Origin of the sequence: Bradyrhizobium liaoningense (genome assembly GCF_018130785.1) — a bacterium.
In the GTDB taxonomy this organism is placed as follows: domain Bacteria; phylum Pseudomonadota; class Alphaproteobacteria; order Rhizobiales; family Xanthobacteraceae; genus Bradyrhizobium; species Bradyrhizobium liaoningense_A.
In genome coordinates this window covers 178,591-195,313 of sequence record NZ_JAFCJT010000002.1, presented here as the reverse complement: position 1 = coordinate 195,313, position 16,723 = coordinate 178,591, and the positions used below count along the sequence as shown (strand labels likewise).

Sequence of the window (16,723 nt, the reverse complement as noted above, 5' to 3'; positions counted from 1 at the left end):
CCGTTTTATCATCTTTCTGAGCTGTGATCTCAGTGCGCGGTCAGGCCGCCGGCGGCCTCATCCCCGTCCGGCTTCACCGTCACCTTGGTGTCCTCTTCCCAGACGATCGGCACGGGCTTCTTCACCAGCGCCTTGGCGACGACGTCGTCCAGACGGGAGACCGGGATGATCTCCATGCCGCCCTTGATCGCATCGGAAATCTCCGTGAGATCCTTGGCGTTGTCCTCGGGGATGAGCACCGTCTTGATGCCGCCGCGGGCCGCGGCCAGCAGCTTCTCCTTCAGACCGCCGATCGGCAGCACGCGGCCGCGCAGCGTGATCTCGCCGGTCATCGCGACATCGTGGCGGACCGGAATGCCGGTCATGACCGAGATGATCGCGGTGGCCATTGCCACGCCCGCCGACGGACCGTCCTTCGGCGTAGCGCCTTCCGGCACGTGCACGTGGATGTCGCGCCGATCGAACAGCGGCGGCTCGATGCCGTACACGATCGCACGCGAGCGGACGTAGGACGCCGCCGCCGAGATCGACTCCTTCATCACGTCGCGCAGATTGCCCGTGACCGTCATCTTGCCCTTGCCGGGCATCATGACGCCTTCGATGGTCAGCAGCTCGCCGCCGACATCGGTCCAGGCAAGGCCGGTGACGATACCGACCTGTGGCTCGCTCTCGATCTCGCCGAAGCGGTACTTCGGCACGCCGAGCAACTCTTCCAGAGTCTTCTCGGTGACCTTGACCGACTTCTTCTTGGAGATCATCAGCTCCTTCACCGCCTTGCGGGCGAGTGTGGAGAGCTCACGCTCCAGGTTACGCACGCCCGCTTCGCGGGTGTAGCGGCGGATCAATAGCAGCAGCGCGTCGTCGTCGATCGAGAACTCCTTGGAGTCCAGGCCGTGCTTGGACACCGCGGTCGGGATCAGATGCTTGCGCGCGATCTCGACCTTCTCGTTCTCGGTGTAGCCCGCGATCCGGATGATCTCCATGCGGTCCATCAGCGGTCCCGGAATATTGAGCGTATTCGCGGTCGTGATGAACATCACGTTGGACAGATCGTAGTCGACCTCGAGGTAGTGGTCGTTGAAGGTCCCGTTCTGCTCGGGGTCCAGGACCTCGAGCAGCGCCGAAGACGGATCGCCGCGGAAATCGGCGCCCATCTTGTCGATCTCGTCGAGCAGGAACAGCGGATTGGACGACTTCGCCTTCCGCATCGACTGGATGATCTTGCCGGGCATCGAGCCGATATAGGTGCGGCGGTGACCGCGGATCTCGGCCTCGTCGCGCACGCCGCCGAGCGAGACGCGCACGAATTCGCGCCCCGTCGCCTTCGCGATCGACTTGCCGAGCGAGGTCTTGCCGACGCCGGGAGGCCCGACGAGGCACAGGATCGGGCCCGTCAGCTTGTTGGCGCGCGACTGCACCGCAAGATACTCGACGATACGTTCCTTGACCTTCTCGAGACCGTAGTGATCGGAATCCAGGATGGCTTGCGCCGATTCCAGATCCTTCTTCACCTTGGACTTCTTGTTCCACGGGATCGACAGCAGCCAATCCAGATAGTTGCGCACGACGGTCGCTTCCGCGGACATCGGCGACATCTGGCGCAGCTTCTTCAATTCATGCTGCGCCTTCTCGCGCGCTTCCTTGGAGAGCTTGGTCTTGGAGATCTTCTCTTCGAGATCGGCGAGCTCGTCGCGACCGTCGTCGTCGCCGAGCTCCTTCTGGATCGCCTTCATCTGCTCGTTGAGATAGTACTCGCGCTGGGTCTTCTCCATCTGGCGCTTGACGCGCGAGCGGATGCGCTTCTCGACCTGCAGCACCGAGATCTCGCTCTCCATCAGGCCCAGCACCTTCTCAAGGCGCGTGGTGACGGACAGCGTCTCCAGGATCTGCTGGCGATCCGCAATCTTGACGGCGAGATGGGACGCAACGGTATCAGCGAGCTTGGCGAAATCGGTGATCGCCTGCACGACGCCGACGACCTCGGCCGAGATCTTCTTGTTGAGCTTCACATAGCTCTCGAAGTCGGACACGACCGAGCGCGACAGTGCTTCCGCCTCGACCGATTTCGCATCGGTGTCGGCGAGCGCAACCGCGGTCGCTTCATAGTACTCGCTGCGATCGGTGTACTTCTGCACGCGCGCACGCTCGAGCCCTTCGACCAGCACTTTCACGGTGCCGTCGGGAAGCTTCAAGAGCTGGAGCACGCTGGCGAGCGTACCGGTCTCGTAAATGGCATCGGGCGCCGGATCATCGTCGGACGCATTCTTCTGCGTCGCGAGCATGATCAGCGCGTCGTTCTTCATCACCTCTTCGAGCGCGCGGATCGACTTCTCGCGACCGACGAAGAGCGGAACGATCATGTGCGGGAAGACGACGATGTCGCGCAGCGGCAGCACGGGATAGGCGTGCGTTTCGCCATGAACGATGGTTGGCCGGGGTTTTGGATTAGTCATGGCCTTTTCCTTTTGCTTTGCCCCCTTGCACGCAGCCCGCCATGCTCATGCGCAACCGCCACAAGGTGCCGAGGTGATCCGCAGAACCGGTCGGTCCCATTATAGACCTTGGTTAGTGGATCGGAACTGAGGCGAATCTTGAACAGAATTCTCGCTCGCCGCCGACATTAGGTGGCTATCGACCGGGGGGGTGTCAAGTCATTGAAACACGCGCGCCATCAGGCGCTTACGCACGCGGATAAGCGACGCAACACCGGCTGCGGAAGTACTTCCGCAGCCTTCAACTGATGGGACGATTGGAGCGTTCCAGCGCCGCAAATCAGGCGCTGGCGTTCTCGACGGCGCGATCGGAGCGATCGGCGTAGATGTAGAGCGGACGGGCCGTTCCTTCCACGACTTCGCGTGAAATCACGACTTCTTCCACACCTTCCAGGCCCGGCAGGTCGAACATGGTCTCGAGCAGGATCGCCTCGAGGATCGAACGCAGACCACGCGCGCCGGTCTTGCGCTCGATCGCCTTGCGGGCAACCGCGCCAAGCGCCTCGTCGGCGAAGGTCAGCTCGATGTTCTCCATCTCGAACAGCCGCTGGTACTGTTTCACCAGCGCGTTCTTCGGCTCGGTGAGGATCTTCTTCAGTGAGGTCTCGTCCAGATCCTCGAGCGTCGCCACGACCGGCAGACGGCCGACGAATTCGGGGATGAGACCGTACTTCAGGAGGTCCTCAGGCTCGACGTGACGGAAGATCTCGCCGGTACGGCGATCCTCCGGCGCCAGCACCTGCGCGGCGAAGCCGATCGAGGTCGACCGCCCGCGCGCCGAGATGATCTTCTCGAGGCCGGCGAACGCACCGCCGCAGATGAACAGGATGTTGGTGGTATCCACTTGCAGGAACTCCTGCTGCGGATGTTTGCGGCCGCCCTGCGGCGGGACCGAAGCCACCGTGCCTTCCATGATCTTCAGCAGCGCCTGCTGCACGCCCTCACCCGACACGTCGCGCGTGATCGAGGGATTGTCGGACTTGCGGCTGATCTTGTCGATTTCGTCGATGTAGACGATGCCGCGCTGGGCGCGCTCGACATTGTAGTCGGCGGCCTGGAGCAGCTTCAGGATGATGTTCTCGACGTCCTCGCCGACATAGCCGGCTTCGGTCAGCGTCGTCGCATCGGCCATCGTGAACGGCACGTCCAGGATGCGGGCGAGCGTCTGCGCGAGCAGCGTCTTGCCCGAACCGGTCGGACCGATCAGCAGGATGTTCGACTTCGCGAGCTCGACGTCGTTGTGCTTGGTCTGGTGGTTGAGGCGCTTGTAATGGTTGTGCACCGCGACCGACAGGACCTTCTTCGCATGGCTCTGGCCGATGACGTAATCGTCCAGGACCTTGCAGATTTCCTTCGGCGTCGGAATGCCGTCGCGCGACTTCACGAGCGAGGATTTGTTCTCCTCGCGGATGATGTCCATGCAGAGCTCAACGCACTCGTCGCAGATGAAGACCGTGGGACCCGCGATCAGTTTGCGGACTTCGTGCTGGCTCTTGCCGCAGAACGAGCAATACAGGGTGTTCTTGGAGTCGCTCGTGCCGACCTTACTCATTCATGTCTCCGTCCGCGGTTCGATCCCGCTCCGCTCGATCGCTCCATTCCGGCACGAGGGCCGTATGAAGTTCAAATAGAGCAAATTCCGTACCAAAAAAGACCCTACGCGTTACATCCCGTGCGAATCACGGTCACTCGATTCTCCGCGATCATAGCCGATCAATCGTAGCCAACCATGCTGTCACCCGACTATCAAGAATTCGCTAATCGGGGGGCCGTCGGCTACCCGTGACAATACCGTGATTTCACGTCTTGGCACGGGAGAAGTGATCGAAATCGCGGTTGCGTGGCTGGATTGCCACGCAAAACAGGCACGAAAGCGGAACTTTCTGCCTGCCGCAGGGCGCAAACGACCTTTTGCGCCCGCGAATGCGTCCTTAACGTGAACGCCGTCCTGACGATCCCACGCAATACCGGGGGATCTCTGTTGCGATCCCGGTAACGCTACGGGGTCTTCGCCGCCACCGGCTCTTCGGCGCGCTTGTCGATGACCTTGTCGACCAGGCCGAACTCCTTGGCGTCGTTCGCGGTCAGGAACTTGTCGCGTTCCAGCGCGTCCTCGATCGTCTTGTAGGTCTGACCGGTGTGCTTCACGTAGATCTCGTTGAGCCGCTTCTTCAGGTTCAGGATTTCCTGAGCATGCAGCATGATGTCGGTAGCCTGGCCCTGGAAGCCGCCGGAGGGCTGATGAACCATGATGCGGGAGTTCGGCAGCGAGAAGCGCATGTCCTTTTCGCCGGCGGCGAGCAGGAGCGAGCCCATCGAAGCCGCCTGTCCCGTGCACAGCGTCGAGACCGCAGGGCGGATGAACTGCATGGTGTCGTAGATCGCGAGGCCCGATGTCACCACGCCGCCGGGCGAGTTGATGTACATCGAGATTTCCTTCTTCGGATTGTCGGCTTCCAGGAACAACAGCTGCGCGACGATCAGCGTCGACATGCCGTCTTCGACCGGGCCGGTCACGAAGATGATGCGCTCCTTCAGGAGGCGCGAGAAAATGTCGTAGGCGCGCTCGCCACGGTTGGTCTGCTCGACCACCATGGGCACGAGGTTCATGTAGGTTTCAACCGGATCGCGCATGAGTCACCTAGGGTTTTAGGAGGCGGACATTGCCAGTCTTGGCTGCCAGTTTGGCTGGATTTGCCGGAAGGCCGATGGACGCCAGTGATGCAGGAAGTTGGTAGAGGTAGAACGCTTGAAGACTTGGGTACAGGGCGTACCGACAGATATAGCCCAATTCGCGCCAGACAAGTGCGGAGCGAATTAAGGCTTAATCCACGGCGCACTTGAAGCTGATTCTCGCAAAGAGGCCCAGCCAGCCACATGGCTAGCCGGGCCCCTTCGCTGATCATCCTTAATGGAAGGCTTTTTCAAAGCTCTCAGGCTGCGGTCTTTTCCGCCTCGTCGTCCTTGTACAGATCCTCGCGCGAGACCTTCTTCTCGGTCACGATGGCGAGCTCGAGGATGAAGTCGACGACCTTGTCCTCATAGATCGGTGCACGAAGCTGGGCCAACGCCTGGGCGTTGTTGCGGTAAAAGTCCCAGACCTCCTTCTCGCGGCCGGGCATCTGGCGCGCCCGCTCGATCACCGCGCGGCCGACCTCGTCGTCGGTCACGGTGATCTTGTTCTTCTCACCGATCTCGGAGAGCACGAGGCCGAGACGCACGCGGCGGTCGGCGATCTTGCGGTACTCGTCCTTGGCCTTGTCCTCAGTGGTGTCCTCGTCGGCAAAGGTCTTGCCGGCGGAGTCCATCTCGGCCTTGACCGAGTTCCACATCAGATTGAACTCCTCGTCGACGAGCGAGGGCGGCGCTTCGAAGCGATGCGCCTCGTCGAGGCGGTCGAGCAGCGCACGCTTGACGCGCTGGCGCGTCGCACCGGCGAACTCGGCGGCCAGACGTTCGCGCGCGGCTTCCTTCAGCTTGTCCAACGATTCGAGGCCCAGCGTCTTGGCGAACTCGTCGTCGATCGCGACATCCTGCGGCGCCTCGATCGAGGTCGCGGTGGTCTCGAACTCGGCCGGCTGGCCGGCGAGCTTGTCGTTCATGTAGTTCTTGGGGAACGACACCTTCAGCGTGCGCGTCTCGCCCGCGCCGATGCCGGTGAGCTGCTCCTCGAAACCGGGGATGAAGGTGTTGGAGCCGATCACGACCTGGATGCCCTCGCCGGTGCCGCCCTCGAAGACTTCGCCGTTGATGGTGCCCTTGAAGTTGATGGTGACGCGGTCGCCCGACTCGGCCTTGGCGCCCTCGGCCTTGGCAGCATAGCCGCGGTTGGAGTCGGCGATGCGCTTGATGGCCTCGTCGACGTCGGTGTCGGACACGTCAGCGACGGGCTTCTCGACCTGGAAGCTCTTGAAGTCGGCGAGCGCGATCGCGGGCACCACCTCGATCGCGACCGTGTAGGTCAGATCGGTTTTGCCGTTGAGCAGCTCCTCGACCTCGGCCTGCTCGGTCGGCATGGTGATCTTCGGCTCGGTCGCAAGGCGGAAACCGCGGTCGGAGAACAACTGGGTGTTGGTATCGCGGATGGTCTGGTCGATGGTCTCGGCCATCACCGAGCGGCCATAGACCTTCTTCAGATGAGCGACCGGCACCTTGCCGGGGCGGAAACCGTTGATGCGGACCTTGTCCTTGAGGTCGACGAGTTTGGCACCAGCCTTGGCGTCGAGATCAGACGCGGGAACGCTGATCTTGAACTCGTGCTTCAAACCTTCCGAGAGGGTTTCTGTGACCTGCATGGCGTCCAATCTTCTTCTCGCTCGGCCCCGGCACGCATGCGTCGGGACGCTGTCATTAATCGAACCGGCGCGAGGCAAGACGCCTCAACGCCGGTGGTTCATCGGACCACTTCCGCCGGAAAAACTCCGTGAGGAAGCAGCCCTTCGGTAATCCGTGCAAACGCTGAAAGCGCTTGGTGCGGGCGGAGGGACTCGAACCCCCACAACTTTCGTCACTGGAACCTAAATCCAGCGCGTCTACCAGTTCCGCCACGCCCGCGTGAATTTGCATCAAGACCGGCCGCGATGCCGCGGGCGGCCGGGCTTATAGCATGTGCCTGACTGTTCGCAGCAAAAAAATGGCTGGTTGGAGGCACACTTCAAGTAGGCACGATGGCTGGACTTATCCAGCGCGGCGTGGTCCGCATCGAGCCATGAAAACGCGGATTTCTGACCCTAACCGGCGTGAGGTTTTGGCCGGGCTCGGAGCCGGGCTTGGAGCTGGGTTTGGAGCCTCCGCCGCCGGGCTGATCGCCGGCGGCGCAGCCCCGACTACCACCGCCCAGCTCGCCCTTCAGGCAAGGCCAGCAACCCTGGCTCTCAGGCCGGGCCAGCCGGCTACACCAATCTGGGAGCTGGCCGCCGTAAGCCATGTCGGGAACGTCCGTCTCAAGCGAGGCGACCGCTGCGAGGTCGTCTTTCGGAACGACCTGCCTGTCCCGCTTGCGCCAGTCTGGTACGGCCTTAATGGCCCGGCTGCGGCCGACCCGTTGCAAGGCCGCGCGCCGACCGCACCGGCCGCGACTGAAACCTCAATTCTTTCAATACCAAATGCGGGAACTCTGGCAGTCGACTTCCGTCTCTTCGAAGACGGCCTGAAGCTGCCCGCACGCCCGCTTCCGATCATCGCCGGCGAGACAGATCGCGTTGCCGTCGATCGCGACGAGATTCTGTTGATCGAAGAATGGCGCCTGCGGCCGGATGGGACCGCGCTTCCGCCCGGCCGCGCCCCCAAGGACACGACACCGCTCTTTACCCTCAATGGCCGGACCTCATTCGAACTCTCAGCCGCAGCCGGCGAGCGGCTGCGGCTGCGCTTCATCAACGGCTCGCAACGTTCTGTTCTGGCGATCAAATTGGAAAGCCACGACGTCCAAATGATGGCCCTGGACGGACAGCCGGCCGAGCCATTCCCAGCGCGCAACGGCGCCTTGGTGCTCGCCCCGGGCGCGCGGGCGGACGCCTTCGTGGATGCGGCCACATCGGCCCCATTCCTGCTCCATGACGGCAAGGAGGCGCGCCAGGTCGGGAGCCTCGCGATATCAGGCAAGCTTGAGCGGCGCGCGCCGCTGCTGTTGCCGCCACAGCCGCTCCCCCTGAACGACCTCCCCGAGAAGCTCGATCTGAAAGGCGCCCTGCGGTTCGATGTCGCGCTCGGCGCGCCCGACGCCGGCTGGACACGGCCTGCAAGCTTCTCCCTCTCCTCCAACCCCGCCTTCCGCGCCAGGACCGGCCGCACCGTCGTGCTGGCCCTCAAGAACCCCGGACCGGTCACGACCGTGTTTCACCTGCACGGCCACCATTTCCGCCTGCTCGACAAGCTCGACGACGGCTGGAAGCCCTACTGGCTCGACACGCTCGCAATCGAGCCCGGCCAGACCCAGCGCATCGCCTTCGCTACGACCTCACCCGGACGCTGGCTGATCGAATCAGTCGTCACCGACTGGGCTGCACCGCGGCTGGTGCGCTGGTACGCGGTGGAGTGAGCGCCTACTGGCGCCTCCAGAGGTACCGGGCGTCGGGCTCCCGCTCCTCGTTCCGCGTCCCGTCGTTCTGCTCAACCAATGCAAACCCGCGCACCTCATAAAAGCGCCGCGCCGGCGCGTTGCGCTGGAAGGTCCAGAGCTCCAGCCGATCGCAGCTGGCTTTGGCGACGTCGAGCAGTTCGGTTCCGAAGCCGCGGCCCTGGGCTGCGGGAAGCACGTAGAGCTGTTCGACCCAGCCGTCGCGGAAAGCCATGATCCCGCTCAGTTCGTCGCCGTCGAAGCGTCCCCACACGCGGCATGTTGGAAAAACGCGCTCGCGGTAGAACCAGCGGTCCTCATCAGGCGTGTGTAGCCCGACGAGCCAAGGCATCGCCTGGTCGAACGCAGTCCGATGCACCCGCGCCGCTGCGTCCATGTCAGTGAGCGCGAGCTGCCTGAGCACTAGTACTCGACCCCGAGCGCGTTATAGATCCGCCGGTGCACGGCCGGCAGCGTTTCGGTCAGGTCCTCCGCGATCAGGCCCGGGCCCGCCTCGCTTCCCGCCTCGCCATGCATCCAGACGCCGATGCTGGCGGCTTCGAATGCCGGCACGCCTTGCGCCAGCAGGCCTGCGATGATGCCGGCGAGCACGTCGCCGGCCCCGGCGGTGGCGAGCCAGGGCGGCCCGTTGGCAGCGATGGTGGCGCGACCGTCAGGGGCGGCGATCGTGGTGTCCGGGCCCTTCAGCAGCACCACTGCACCGGCACGTTCGGCTGCGGCGCGCACGCGCTCCAGCTTCGAACGGCCCGGATATTTGTTGCTGAGATCCGAGAACAGGCGCGGAAACTCGCCCTCGTGCGGCGTCAGCACCACCGCATTGTCCTGCGAGGACTTGATCGATTCAAACAGCCGCTCGGGGTTTGCGGCAAAGCTCGTCAACGCATCCGCGTCCAGCACCAGATGCCGATGCGCCGCCAGCGCAGTGTGAACCAGATCGCAGGTGCGATCGCCGACGCCCGCGCCGGGGCCGATCAGGCAGGTGCTGTAGCGCTTGTCGCCGAGCAGCTCGCCGAACTCGATCGCGGTGTCGCAGGGGCGAACCATCACCGCGGTGAGCGCGCTCGCATTGATCGCGAGCGCATCGCGCGGGGTCGCGAGCGTCACGAGGCCCGCACCGGCGCGCAGGGCCGCGCGTGCAGCCAGCCGCGCCGCGCCGGTTGCGGCCGCATCGCCGGAGACCGCCAGCACATGGCCCCGCGCGTATTTATGACCGTCGATGCGCGGCACCGGAAAGGCTGCGCTCCAGAAATCCGGATCGTTCTCGAATGTCTGCGGCGCGATCTCGTCCAGCACCTGCGCATCGATACCGATGTCGGCGACGCGCACCCGGCCGCAATGCATCCGACCCGGCAGGAGAAGATGCGCCGGCTTCTTGCGGAAGAAGGTGACGGTCTCGGTGGCGTTCACCGCCGCGCCCATCACGGCCGCGCTGGTGCCGTTGATGCCGCTCGGCAGGTCGACCGCGAGCACCAGGGCGCCGTTGGCGTTGATCGCCTCGATCATCGCACGCGCCTCACCGTCGAGCGGGCGGCTGAGGCCCGCGCCGATCAGCGCATCGATGATCAGCGCCGGCTTTCCGATCGCCTGTGGATTGAACGGCAGCACCGGGTGCTTCCAGCCGCGCGCCGCGGAGGCCGCATCACCCTGGAGCTGGTCGCGCTCGCACATCAGGATCACCGAGACGTCGCGGCCCTGGGCCGCGAGCTCGGCGGCTGCGACAAAACCGTCGCCGCCATTGTTGCCGGGGCCGGCCACGATCAGGATCGGCCCCTCCTCCACCAGCGCATTGGCGGCTTCGGCGACCGCCTGGCCCGCGCTGAGCATCAGCTTGAAGCCGGGCGTGCCTGCCGCAATACTGAGCTGGTCAGCGCGCTGCATTTCAGCGGTGGTCAGAACTTCCATGCCACTTCCCTGGTCCTAACGCCTTTTCAACAGGCATCTTCCGTGCAAATCCGGCCGACGGAACATCAATCTGCATAGATATTGAACTGTTTGCCTATTTCGTAGTCTGCGGTATTTTGGGCAGATCGGCTCCACCTATCAGAGATGCGCGTTAAAAGGCTGATAACGCTCCAATAATCAGGGCATTTGCAACTTGGCATAGACCCTGCTTTCGAGGAAGCCACTTCGGTTCGTCGTGCTCACTGGCAATCTATCAGGTGTGGCCGGCCGTTGTTGCCGGGCTGGTCAGGGATCCGGCATAGCGAAGACAAGATCGTGCGTTAAGAAAAGCGCATCCTGACGAAGACGTTGCTATTTGATCGAAAGGCCGGGAGGCGCGCAGTGAAGAAAATCGAAGCCATCATCAAGCCATTCAAGCTCGACGAGGTGAAGGAAGCGCTTCAGGAAGTCGGCCTTCAAGGCATCACCGTGACTGAGGCCAAGGGCTTCGGCCGGCAGAAGGGTCACGCCGAGCTTTATCGCGGCGCAGAATACATCGTCGACTTCCTGCCCAAGGTGAAGATCGAGATCGTGATCGGCGACGATCTGGTCGAGCGCGCCATCGACGCGATCCGCCGCGCCGCGCAGACCGGGCGCATCGGCGACGGCAAGATTTTCGTCTCCAACATCGAAGAGGCGATCCGCATCCGGACCGGCGAATCCGGGCTGGACGCTATCTGAGCCGGGTGCTATCCCGCATTTTGCGACACTCTGACAAGAAAAAGGCTGCTTCGGCGGCCTGATTTCGTTTGTGCGGTCGCGCGCGAACTCGCCAAAAGCGAGAACAATCCTGCTCACCTGGAAACCGACCCGCAGAGCCAAAAGGGGTATGCATGAAGACCGCCAAAGACGTCCTGAAATCGATCAAGGACAACGACGTCAAATACGTCGACCTGCGCTTCACCGATCCGCGCGGCAAGTGGCAGCATGTGACGTTTGACGTCAGCATGATCGATGACGACATTTTCGCCGAAGGGACGATGTTCGACGGCTCCTCGATCGCCGGCTGGAAGGCGATCAACGAGTCCGACATGTGCCTGATGCCGGATCCGGTGACTGCGACGATCGACCCGTTCTTCGCCGAGACCACCATGGTCATCACCTGCGACGTGCTCGAGCCGACCACCGGCGAGCCCTACAACCGCGACCCCCGCGGCATCGCCAAGAAGGCCGAGGCCATGGTGAAGTCGATGGGCGTGGGCGACAGCGTGTTCGTCGGCCCCGAAGCCGAGTTCTTCGTGTTCGACGACGTGCGCTTCTCCGCCAACCCCTACAGCACCGGCTTCCGTCTCGACTCCTCGGAGCTGCCGACCAACTCCGACACCGAATATGAAGGCGGCAATCTCGGCCACCGCGTCCGCACCAAGGGCGGCTACTTCCCGGTGCCGCCGCAGGACTCCGTGCAGGACATGCGCTCCGAAATGCTCGGCGCCATGGCCAAGATGGGCGTCAAGGTCGAGAAGCATCACCACGAAGTCGCATCCGCCCAGCACGAGCTCGGCATGAAGTTCGACACGCTGACGCTGATGGCCGACCACATGCAGATCTACAAGTACTGCATCCACCAGGTCGCGCACATCTACGGCAAGACCGCCACCTTCATGCCGAAGCCGGTCTATGGCGACAACGGCTCGGGCATGCACGTGCACCAGTCGATCTGGAAGGACGGCAAGCCGGTGTTCGCCGGCAACAAGTACGCCGACCTGTCGGAGACCTGCCTCCACTACATCGGCGGCATCATCAAGCACGCCAAGGCGATCAACGCCTTCACCAACCCGTCGACCAACTCCTACAAGCGTCTGGTCCCGGGCTATGAGGCCCCGGTGCTGCTGGCCTACTCCGCGCGCAACCGCTCGGCCTCATGCCGCATCCCCTACACCGCTTCGCCGAAGGCCAAGCGTGTCGAGGTGCGCTTCCCCGATCCGCTCGCCAATCCCTATCTCGGTTTCGCCGCGATGCTGATGGCCGGCCTCGACGGCATCAAGAACAAGATCGATCCGGGTCCGGCGATGGACAAGGACCTCTACGACCTGCCGAAGGAAGAGCTGAAGCAGATCCCGACGGTGTGCGGTAGCTTGCGCGAGGCGCTGGAAAACCTCGACAAGGACCGCGGCTTCCTCAAGAACGGCGGCGTGTTCGACGACGACTTCATCGACGCCTATATCGAGCTGAAGATGACCGAAGTCGAGCGCTTCGAAATGACCCCGCACCCGGTCGAGTTCGAGATGTACTATTCGGGCTAAGCGGCCCAAACTCTCTGCGACAAGCAAAAGGCGCTCCGCGAGGAGCGCCTTTTCGTTTGGGGAAATCGTGGGATGGGTAGAGCGAAGCGAAACCCATCCTACACTTGCGCGACAACGGCCCTCACCGTCGATCCAATCACCACGTTGCCGTGAACGCCTTCTGCAGCTCGGCCGGAGCCGTCACCCCGCCCGCGATCAGCAACTGAGTGAGAACACGGGCCTTCTGCGGATTGAGGTCCTCGGACACGACGAACCCGTTCTTGTCGTCGTCAACCTCGACATTCCGGGTGACGAAGCCGGATCGAACCCTCGTGGAGCGCACGACGATGATGCCCTTCTTCGCTGCCGCTTCGAGCGCATCGAGGGCCTGCTTCGACGTGTTGCCGTCGCCGACGCCGGCCAGCACGATGCCCTTGGCGCCGTGCGAAATGGCGTCCTCGATCGGAACGGCGTCCATGTTGGCGTGCGAATAGACGATCTCGACGCGGGGCAATTGCTCGCCTGCCGGGAGCTGATAGGTCGCGCGCTTGGAGCCTCCGGCCTGGGTCATGAAACGGATGCCGCCGGCGGTGTCGACATAGCCGATCGGGCCGTCATTGGGGGAGCTGAACGTCTCGATGCTCGTGGTGTTGGTCTTGGTGATCGAGCGGGCGCTCTGGATCTTGTCGTTCAGCACCGCCATCACGCCGCGGCCGCGAGAGCGCGGATCGGCCGCCACCTGCACCGCTTCGTACAGGTTGCCGGGGCCGTCTGCACTCACCGCCGTGGCCGGCCGCATCGAACCGACGATTACCACCGGCTTGTCGCCGCGCACGACGTTGTCGAGAAAGAACGCGGTCTCCTCGAGCGTATCCGTGCCATGGGTGATGAGGATTCCGTCGGCTTCGTTCTTGTCGAAGGCGTCCTGGATGCGGCGGGCGAGCGCAAACCAGACCTTGTCGTTCATGTCCTGGGACCCGATCGACGAAATCTGTTCGGCGTTCAGCTTCGCCAGCTTGTCCAGGCCCGGCACCGACGCCATCAGCTGCTCGCCGGTGATCTGGCCGGATTTGTACGCGCCGGTCGCGCGCGCGTCGGCCTGACCTGCGATGGTGCCTCCCGTCGCGAGCACGAGGATGCGCGGCAGGCCGGCGGCCGGCGCATCCTTGCCCGGCTCCGCAGCCTGCGCCGCATCGATCCCCCACGACCAAAGTGCGAGGGCGACCAGCGGAGCGGCTACCATCAATGTCCGATTTCGGCGGCGGATTGCTGGTCTGGCGGCATGCTTCGTCATCGTTGTCCTCCCGTTTAAGTTGGGAGCAATATTCGACACGCCCATTGAGGCCGAAGATGGTCATCCTCCCGCTTATGGCTACGGGTTGTCGCGCCGCGCCATGAAATGATCGAGCAAACCCGTCGGCAGCGGGAAGACGACGGTCGACGACCGTTCGCCCGCGATGTCGTGCAAAGCCGCGAAATAACGTAGCTGCATCGCCTGAGGCTCCTGCGCGAGAATCCGGCCGGCCTCGACCAGCTTTTCGGCAGCCTGCTGCTCGCCCGTCGCATTGATCACCTTGGCCCGCCGCAAGCGCTCCGCCTCGGCCTGTTTGGCAATCGCGCGCACCATGGTTTCATTGAGATCGACGTCCTTGATCTCTATGCCGGTCACCTTGATGCCCCAGACGTCGGTCTGCTTGTCGAGGATCTCCTGGATGTCCGCGTTCAACCTGTCGCGCTCGGCGAGCATCTCGTCGAGCTCGTGCTTGCCGAGCACCGAGCGCAAGGTGGTCTGGGCGAGCTGGCTGGTGGCAGCCATGTAATCGCCGACCTTGATGATGGCCCGTTCGGGGTCGACGATGCGGAAGTACAGAACGGCGTTGACCTTGACGGAGACGTTATCCCGCGAAATCACGTCCTGCGGCGGCACGACCTGCACCATCACCCGTAGGTCCACCTTCACGAGTTGCTGCACGATCGGAATGAGGATGATCAGGCCCGGGCCCTTCACGCCGGTAAAGCGGCCGAGCGTAAAGATGACGCCACGCTCGTATTCACGCAGGATTCGAATAGCCTGGGACAGGAACATGATGACAAGCAACGCGAGCGCCGCATAAGTCAGATATTCCAGCATCATGATGTGCCTCCCTCGCCTGTTGGTGCGCGCCGTATCAGCAGCGTCAGGTCGACGACGTTGGCGACTTCGGCCGTCTCTCCGGGCTTGAACGTTTCGGCGCCGCGCGCCTGCCAGCGCTCACCATGGGCGAAGACATGACCTTCGTTCCCATTCCAGTCGAGAACCTCGGCGGGCAAGCCTCGCATGGCCTGCGCGCCGACCAGTGCAGGCGCCCTGCCGACGCGCCGAAGCGAACCGAGCACGACGAGCGCGAAGCCGGTGAACACTGCCGCAGTGATGCCGATCACCCACCACGACAGCTGGTAGCCCGGCGCCTCGCTCCTGAAGAGCATCAGCGCTCCCAGCACGAAGGCGATGATCCCTCCGAGACCGATCACCACGGTCGGGTTGAAGGCCTCGATGGTGAGAAGCACGAGTCCAACCAGCATCAGGGCAAGGCCGGCATAATTGATCGGCAGCAGATTGAGCGCATAGAGGCCGATCAGCAGGCAGATCGCCCCGACGACTCCGGGGGCGACGGCACCGGGAGACATGAACTCGAAGATCAAGCCGTAGATGCCGACCATCAGGAGAATGAACGCCACGTTCGGATCGGTGATGACCGCCAGGAAACGGGATATCGATCCGGGATCAATGGCTTCAACGACGGCATCCTTCGTCACCAGGCGTTGCGTCTTGCCGCCTGCGACCTCGACCACGCGACCATCGAGCTGCCTCAGCAATTCAGCCTGATCGCGCGCGACGAGATCGATGGCATGAGCCTCCAGCGCGGCGTTGGCAGAGAGCGTGGCAGCCTCACGGACCGCCTTCTCTCCCCAGTCCGCATTGCGGTTGCGCAGTTCCGCAAGGCTGCGGATGAAGGCAACCGCATCATTGGTCGCCTTGGCCGTCATGGCATCCTTGGGCTGCTCCTTGGGCTGGTCACCGTCCTTCGTGTCCTTGCCGCCCTTGTCCGGTGCTCCGCTCGGCAGTCCCGGCAGCGGCCCGCCAATCTGCACCGGCGTCGCGGCACCAATATTGGTGCCCGGCGCCATCACCGCGATGTGGGTCGCATAAAGGATATAGGTCCCTGCGCTCGCCGCGTGGGCGCCGGAGGGAGCGACGTAACCGACGACGGGGATCGGCGAGGCCAGCACATCCGCAATGATCTCGCGCATGCTGGAATTGAGACCGCCGGGCGTGTTCATTCTCAGAAGCACGATCTCGGCGCGCCGCTCGCTTGCCGTGGCCAAAGCCTCCTTCACGTAGCTGGCCGACGCAGGGCCAATGGCTCCGTCGATCGAAACAATCAGTGCAAGACGGCGGTTCTCCTCCGCTGAGCTGGGAAGGAGGCAGCAGATCAAAGCCACGACGCCAATCGCCGCAACGAGGGCCGCCTTCATGGTCTGCACGGCAGGGCTCCTTGCAGAGCATATGGTGCGCGTCTTGCGAACCTCAATGTGGCCGCGTGCAGGCCATTGTCGTGATTGTGCATTGCAATGGAAATCGCCCCGCAGATTGATCGAGCACAGGGCGGTGGCGAACCGAGTCTCTTGGGCTGGTCCGCCCGCGCACTCTGCGCGGCTACGGCCGCGGGACCCGCACGCCATCCGCGCCGATCGTGCCGAACATGCCGGCGATGATCTCGGGTGTCGGCTGCATGCCGCCGAGCGACCAGTGCGCCGGCTCCTGCTCCTCGATCCTGACCCAGACGTTCCTGCGGAAATCCGGATTGCCCTGCCCTTCGACCTCGACCAGGAGATCGGTGACGCGCTCGAGCAGGGTCTTCTTCTGGGCTGCATCCAGGATGCCGCGAACGGTGGAAATGGTGACGTAAGGCATGTCTCTCTCCAATCATGTCGTGTGACGACGGCAC

13 protein-coding genes and 1 tRNA gene are annotated in these 16,723 nt (G+C 63.4%); 3 read left to right on the top strand and 11 right to left on the bottom strand.

What is annotated here, in order from left to right; genetic code table 11:
- Window positions 1-29 precede the first annotated feature (29 nt).
- The 5 genes from lon to JQ627_RS06545 form a co-directional block, all read right to left on the bottom strand.
- Window positions 30-2,453, bottom strand: coding sequence for an endopeptidase La (gene lon / locus JQ627_RS06565; RefSeq protein ID WP_212483345.1), 2,424 nt, complete (start codon window positions 2,451-2,453; stop codon window positions 30-32).
- Window positions 2,454-2,772: 319 nt separating this feature from the next.
- Window positions 2,773-4,044: an ATP-dependent Clp protease ATP-binding subunit ClpX gene (clpX, locus tag JQ627_RS06560; RefSeq protein WP_014494834.1), complete on the bottom strand. Its 1,272-nt coding sequence runs from the start codon at window positions 4,042-4,044 to the stop codon at window positions 2,773-2,775.
- A 446-nt stretch (window positions 4,045-4,490) separates the two neighbouring features.
- Window positions 4,491-5,126, bottom strand: coding sequence for an ATP-dependent Clp protease proteolytic subunit (locus JQ627_RS06555; protein ID WP_212483344.1), 636 nt, complete (start codon window positions 5,124-5,126; stop codon window positions 4,491-4,493).
- Window positions 5,127-5,425: 299 nt separating this feature from the next.
- The gene (gene tig, locus JQ627_RS06550) at window positions 5,426-6,787 is read right to left on the bottom strand and encodes a trigger factor (RefSeq protein WP_212483343.1); all 1,362 of its coding nucleotides are present in this window, start codon (window positions 6,785-6,787) and stop codon (window positions 5,426-5,428) included.
- A gap of 174 nt (window positions 6,788-6,961) precedes the next feature.
- A tRNA-Leu gene (locus tag JQ627_RS06545) sits at window positions 6,962-7,046 on the bottom strand.
- Between the two features lie 154 nt (window positions 7,047-7,200).
- Here JQ627_RS06545 and JQ627_RS06540 point away from each other — a divergent pair.
- Window positions 7,201-8,532, top strand: a complete 1,332-nt coding sequence (locus JQ627_RS06540) for a multicopper oxidase family protein (protein ID WP_212484062.1) — start codon at window positions 7,201-7,203, stop codon at window positions 8,530-8,532.
- 4 nt (window positions 8,533-8,536) lie between these two features.
- Here the strand turns inward: JQ627_RS06540 and JQ627_RS06535 are convergent, their stop codons facing one another.
- Together JQ627_RS06535 and JQ627_RS06530 are read right to left on the bottom strand one after the other, a co-directional pair.
- Entirely contained in the window at window positions 8,537-8,974 is a 438-nt protein-coding gene (locus tag JQ627_RS06535; RefSeq protein WP_212483342.1) for a GNAT family N-acetyltransferase, read from the bottom strand.
- A complete protein-coding gene (locus JQ627_RS06530; RefSeq protein ID WP_212483341.1) occupies window positions 8,974-10,473 on the bottom strand; it encodes an NAD(P)H-hydrate dehydratase in 1,500 nt (499 codons plus the stop codon). Before JQ627_RS06530 ends, JQ627_RS06535 begins: the two co-directional genes overlap by 1 nt.
- A gap of 381 nt (window positions 10,474-10,854) precedes the next feature.
- Here JQ627_RS06530 and JQ627_RS06525 point away from each other — a divergent pair, with 381 nt between their 5' ends.
- Window positions 10,855-11,193, top strand: a complete 339-nt coding sequence (locus JQ627_RS06525) for a P-II family nitrogen regulator (protein WP_007603495.1) — start codon at window positions 10,855-10,857, stop codon at window positions 11,191-11,193.
- Window positions 11,194-11,345: 152 nt separating this feature from the next.
- Entirely contained in the window at window positions 11,346-12,755 is a 1,410-nt protein-coding gene (gene glnA, locus JQ627_RS06520; protein ID WP_212483340.1) for a type I glutamate--ammonia ligase, read from the top strand.
- 136 nt (window positions 12,756-12,891) lie between these two features.
- Here glnA and JQ627_RS06515 read toward each other — a convergent pair whose 3' ends face one another.
- The 4 genes from JQ627_RS06515 to JQ627_RS06500 all read right to left on the bottom strand — a co-directional run bounded on the left by JQ627_RS06515 (window position 12,892) and on the right by JQ627_RS06500 (window position 16,689).
- Complete coding sequence (locus JQ627_RS06515; RefSeq protein WP_249142983.1) at window positions 12,892-13,977, bottom strand: asparaginase; 1,086 nt, start codon at window positions 13,975-13,977, stop codon at window positions 12,892-12,894.
- A gap of 129 nt (window positions 13,978-14,106) precedes the next feature.
- Window positions 14,107-14,868 (bottom strand): slipin family protein, encoded by a 762-nt coding sequence (locus JQ627_RS06510; protein WP_212483338.1) that lies wholly within the window; start codon window positions 14,866-14,868, stop codon window positions 14,107-14,109.
- Window positions 14,865-16,259 carry a nodulation protein NfeD gene (locus tag JQ627_RS06505; protein WP_212483337.1) on the bottom strand — a complete coding sequence of 465 codons (1,395 nt, stop codon included), beginning with the start codon at window positions 16,257-16,259 and terminating at the stop codon, window positions 14,865-14,867. Before JQ627_RS06505 ends, JQ627_RS06510 begins: the two co-directional genes overlap by 4 nt.
- Window positions 16,260-16,431: 172 nt before the next feature.
- Window positions 16,432-16,689, bottom strand: a complete 258-nt coding sequence (locus tag JQ627_RS06500; RefSeq protein WP_212483336.1) for a tautomerase family protein — start codon at window positions 16,687-16,689, stop codon at window positions 16,432-16,434.
- Window positions 16,690-16,723: the final 34 nt, after the last annotated feature.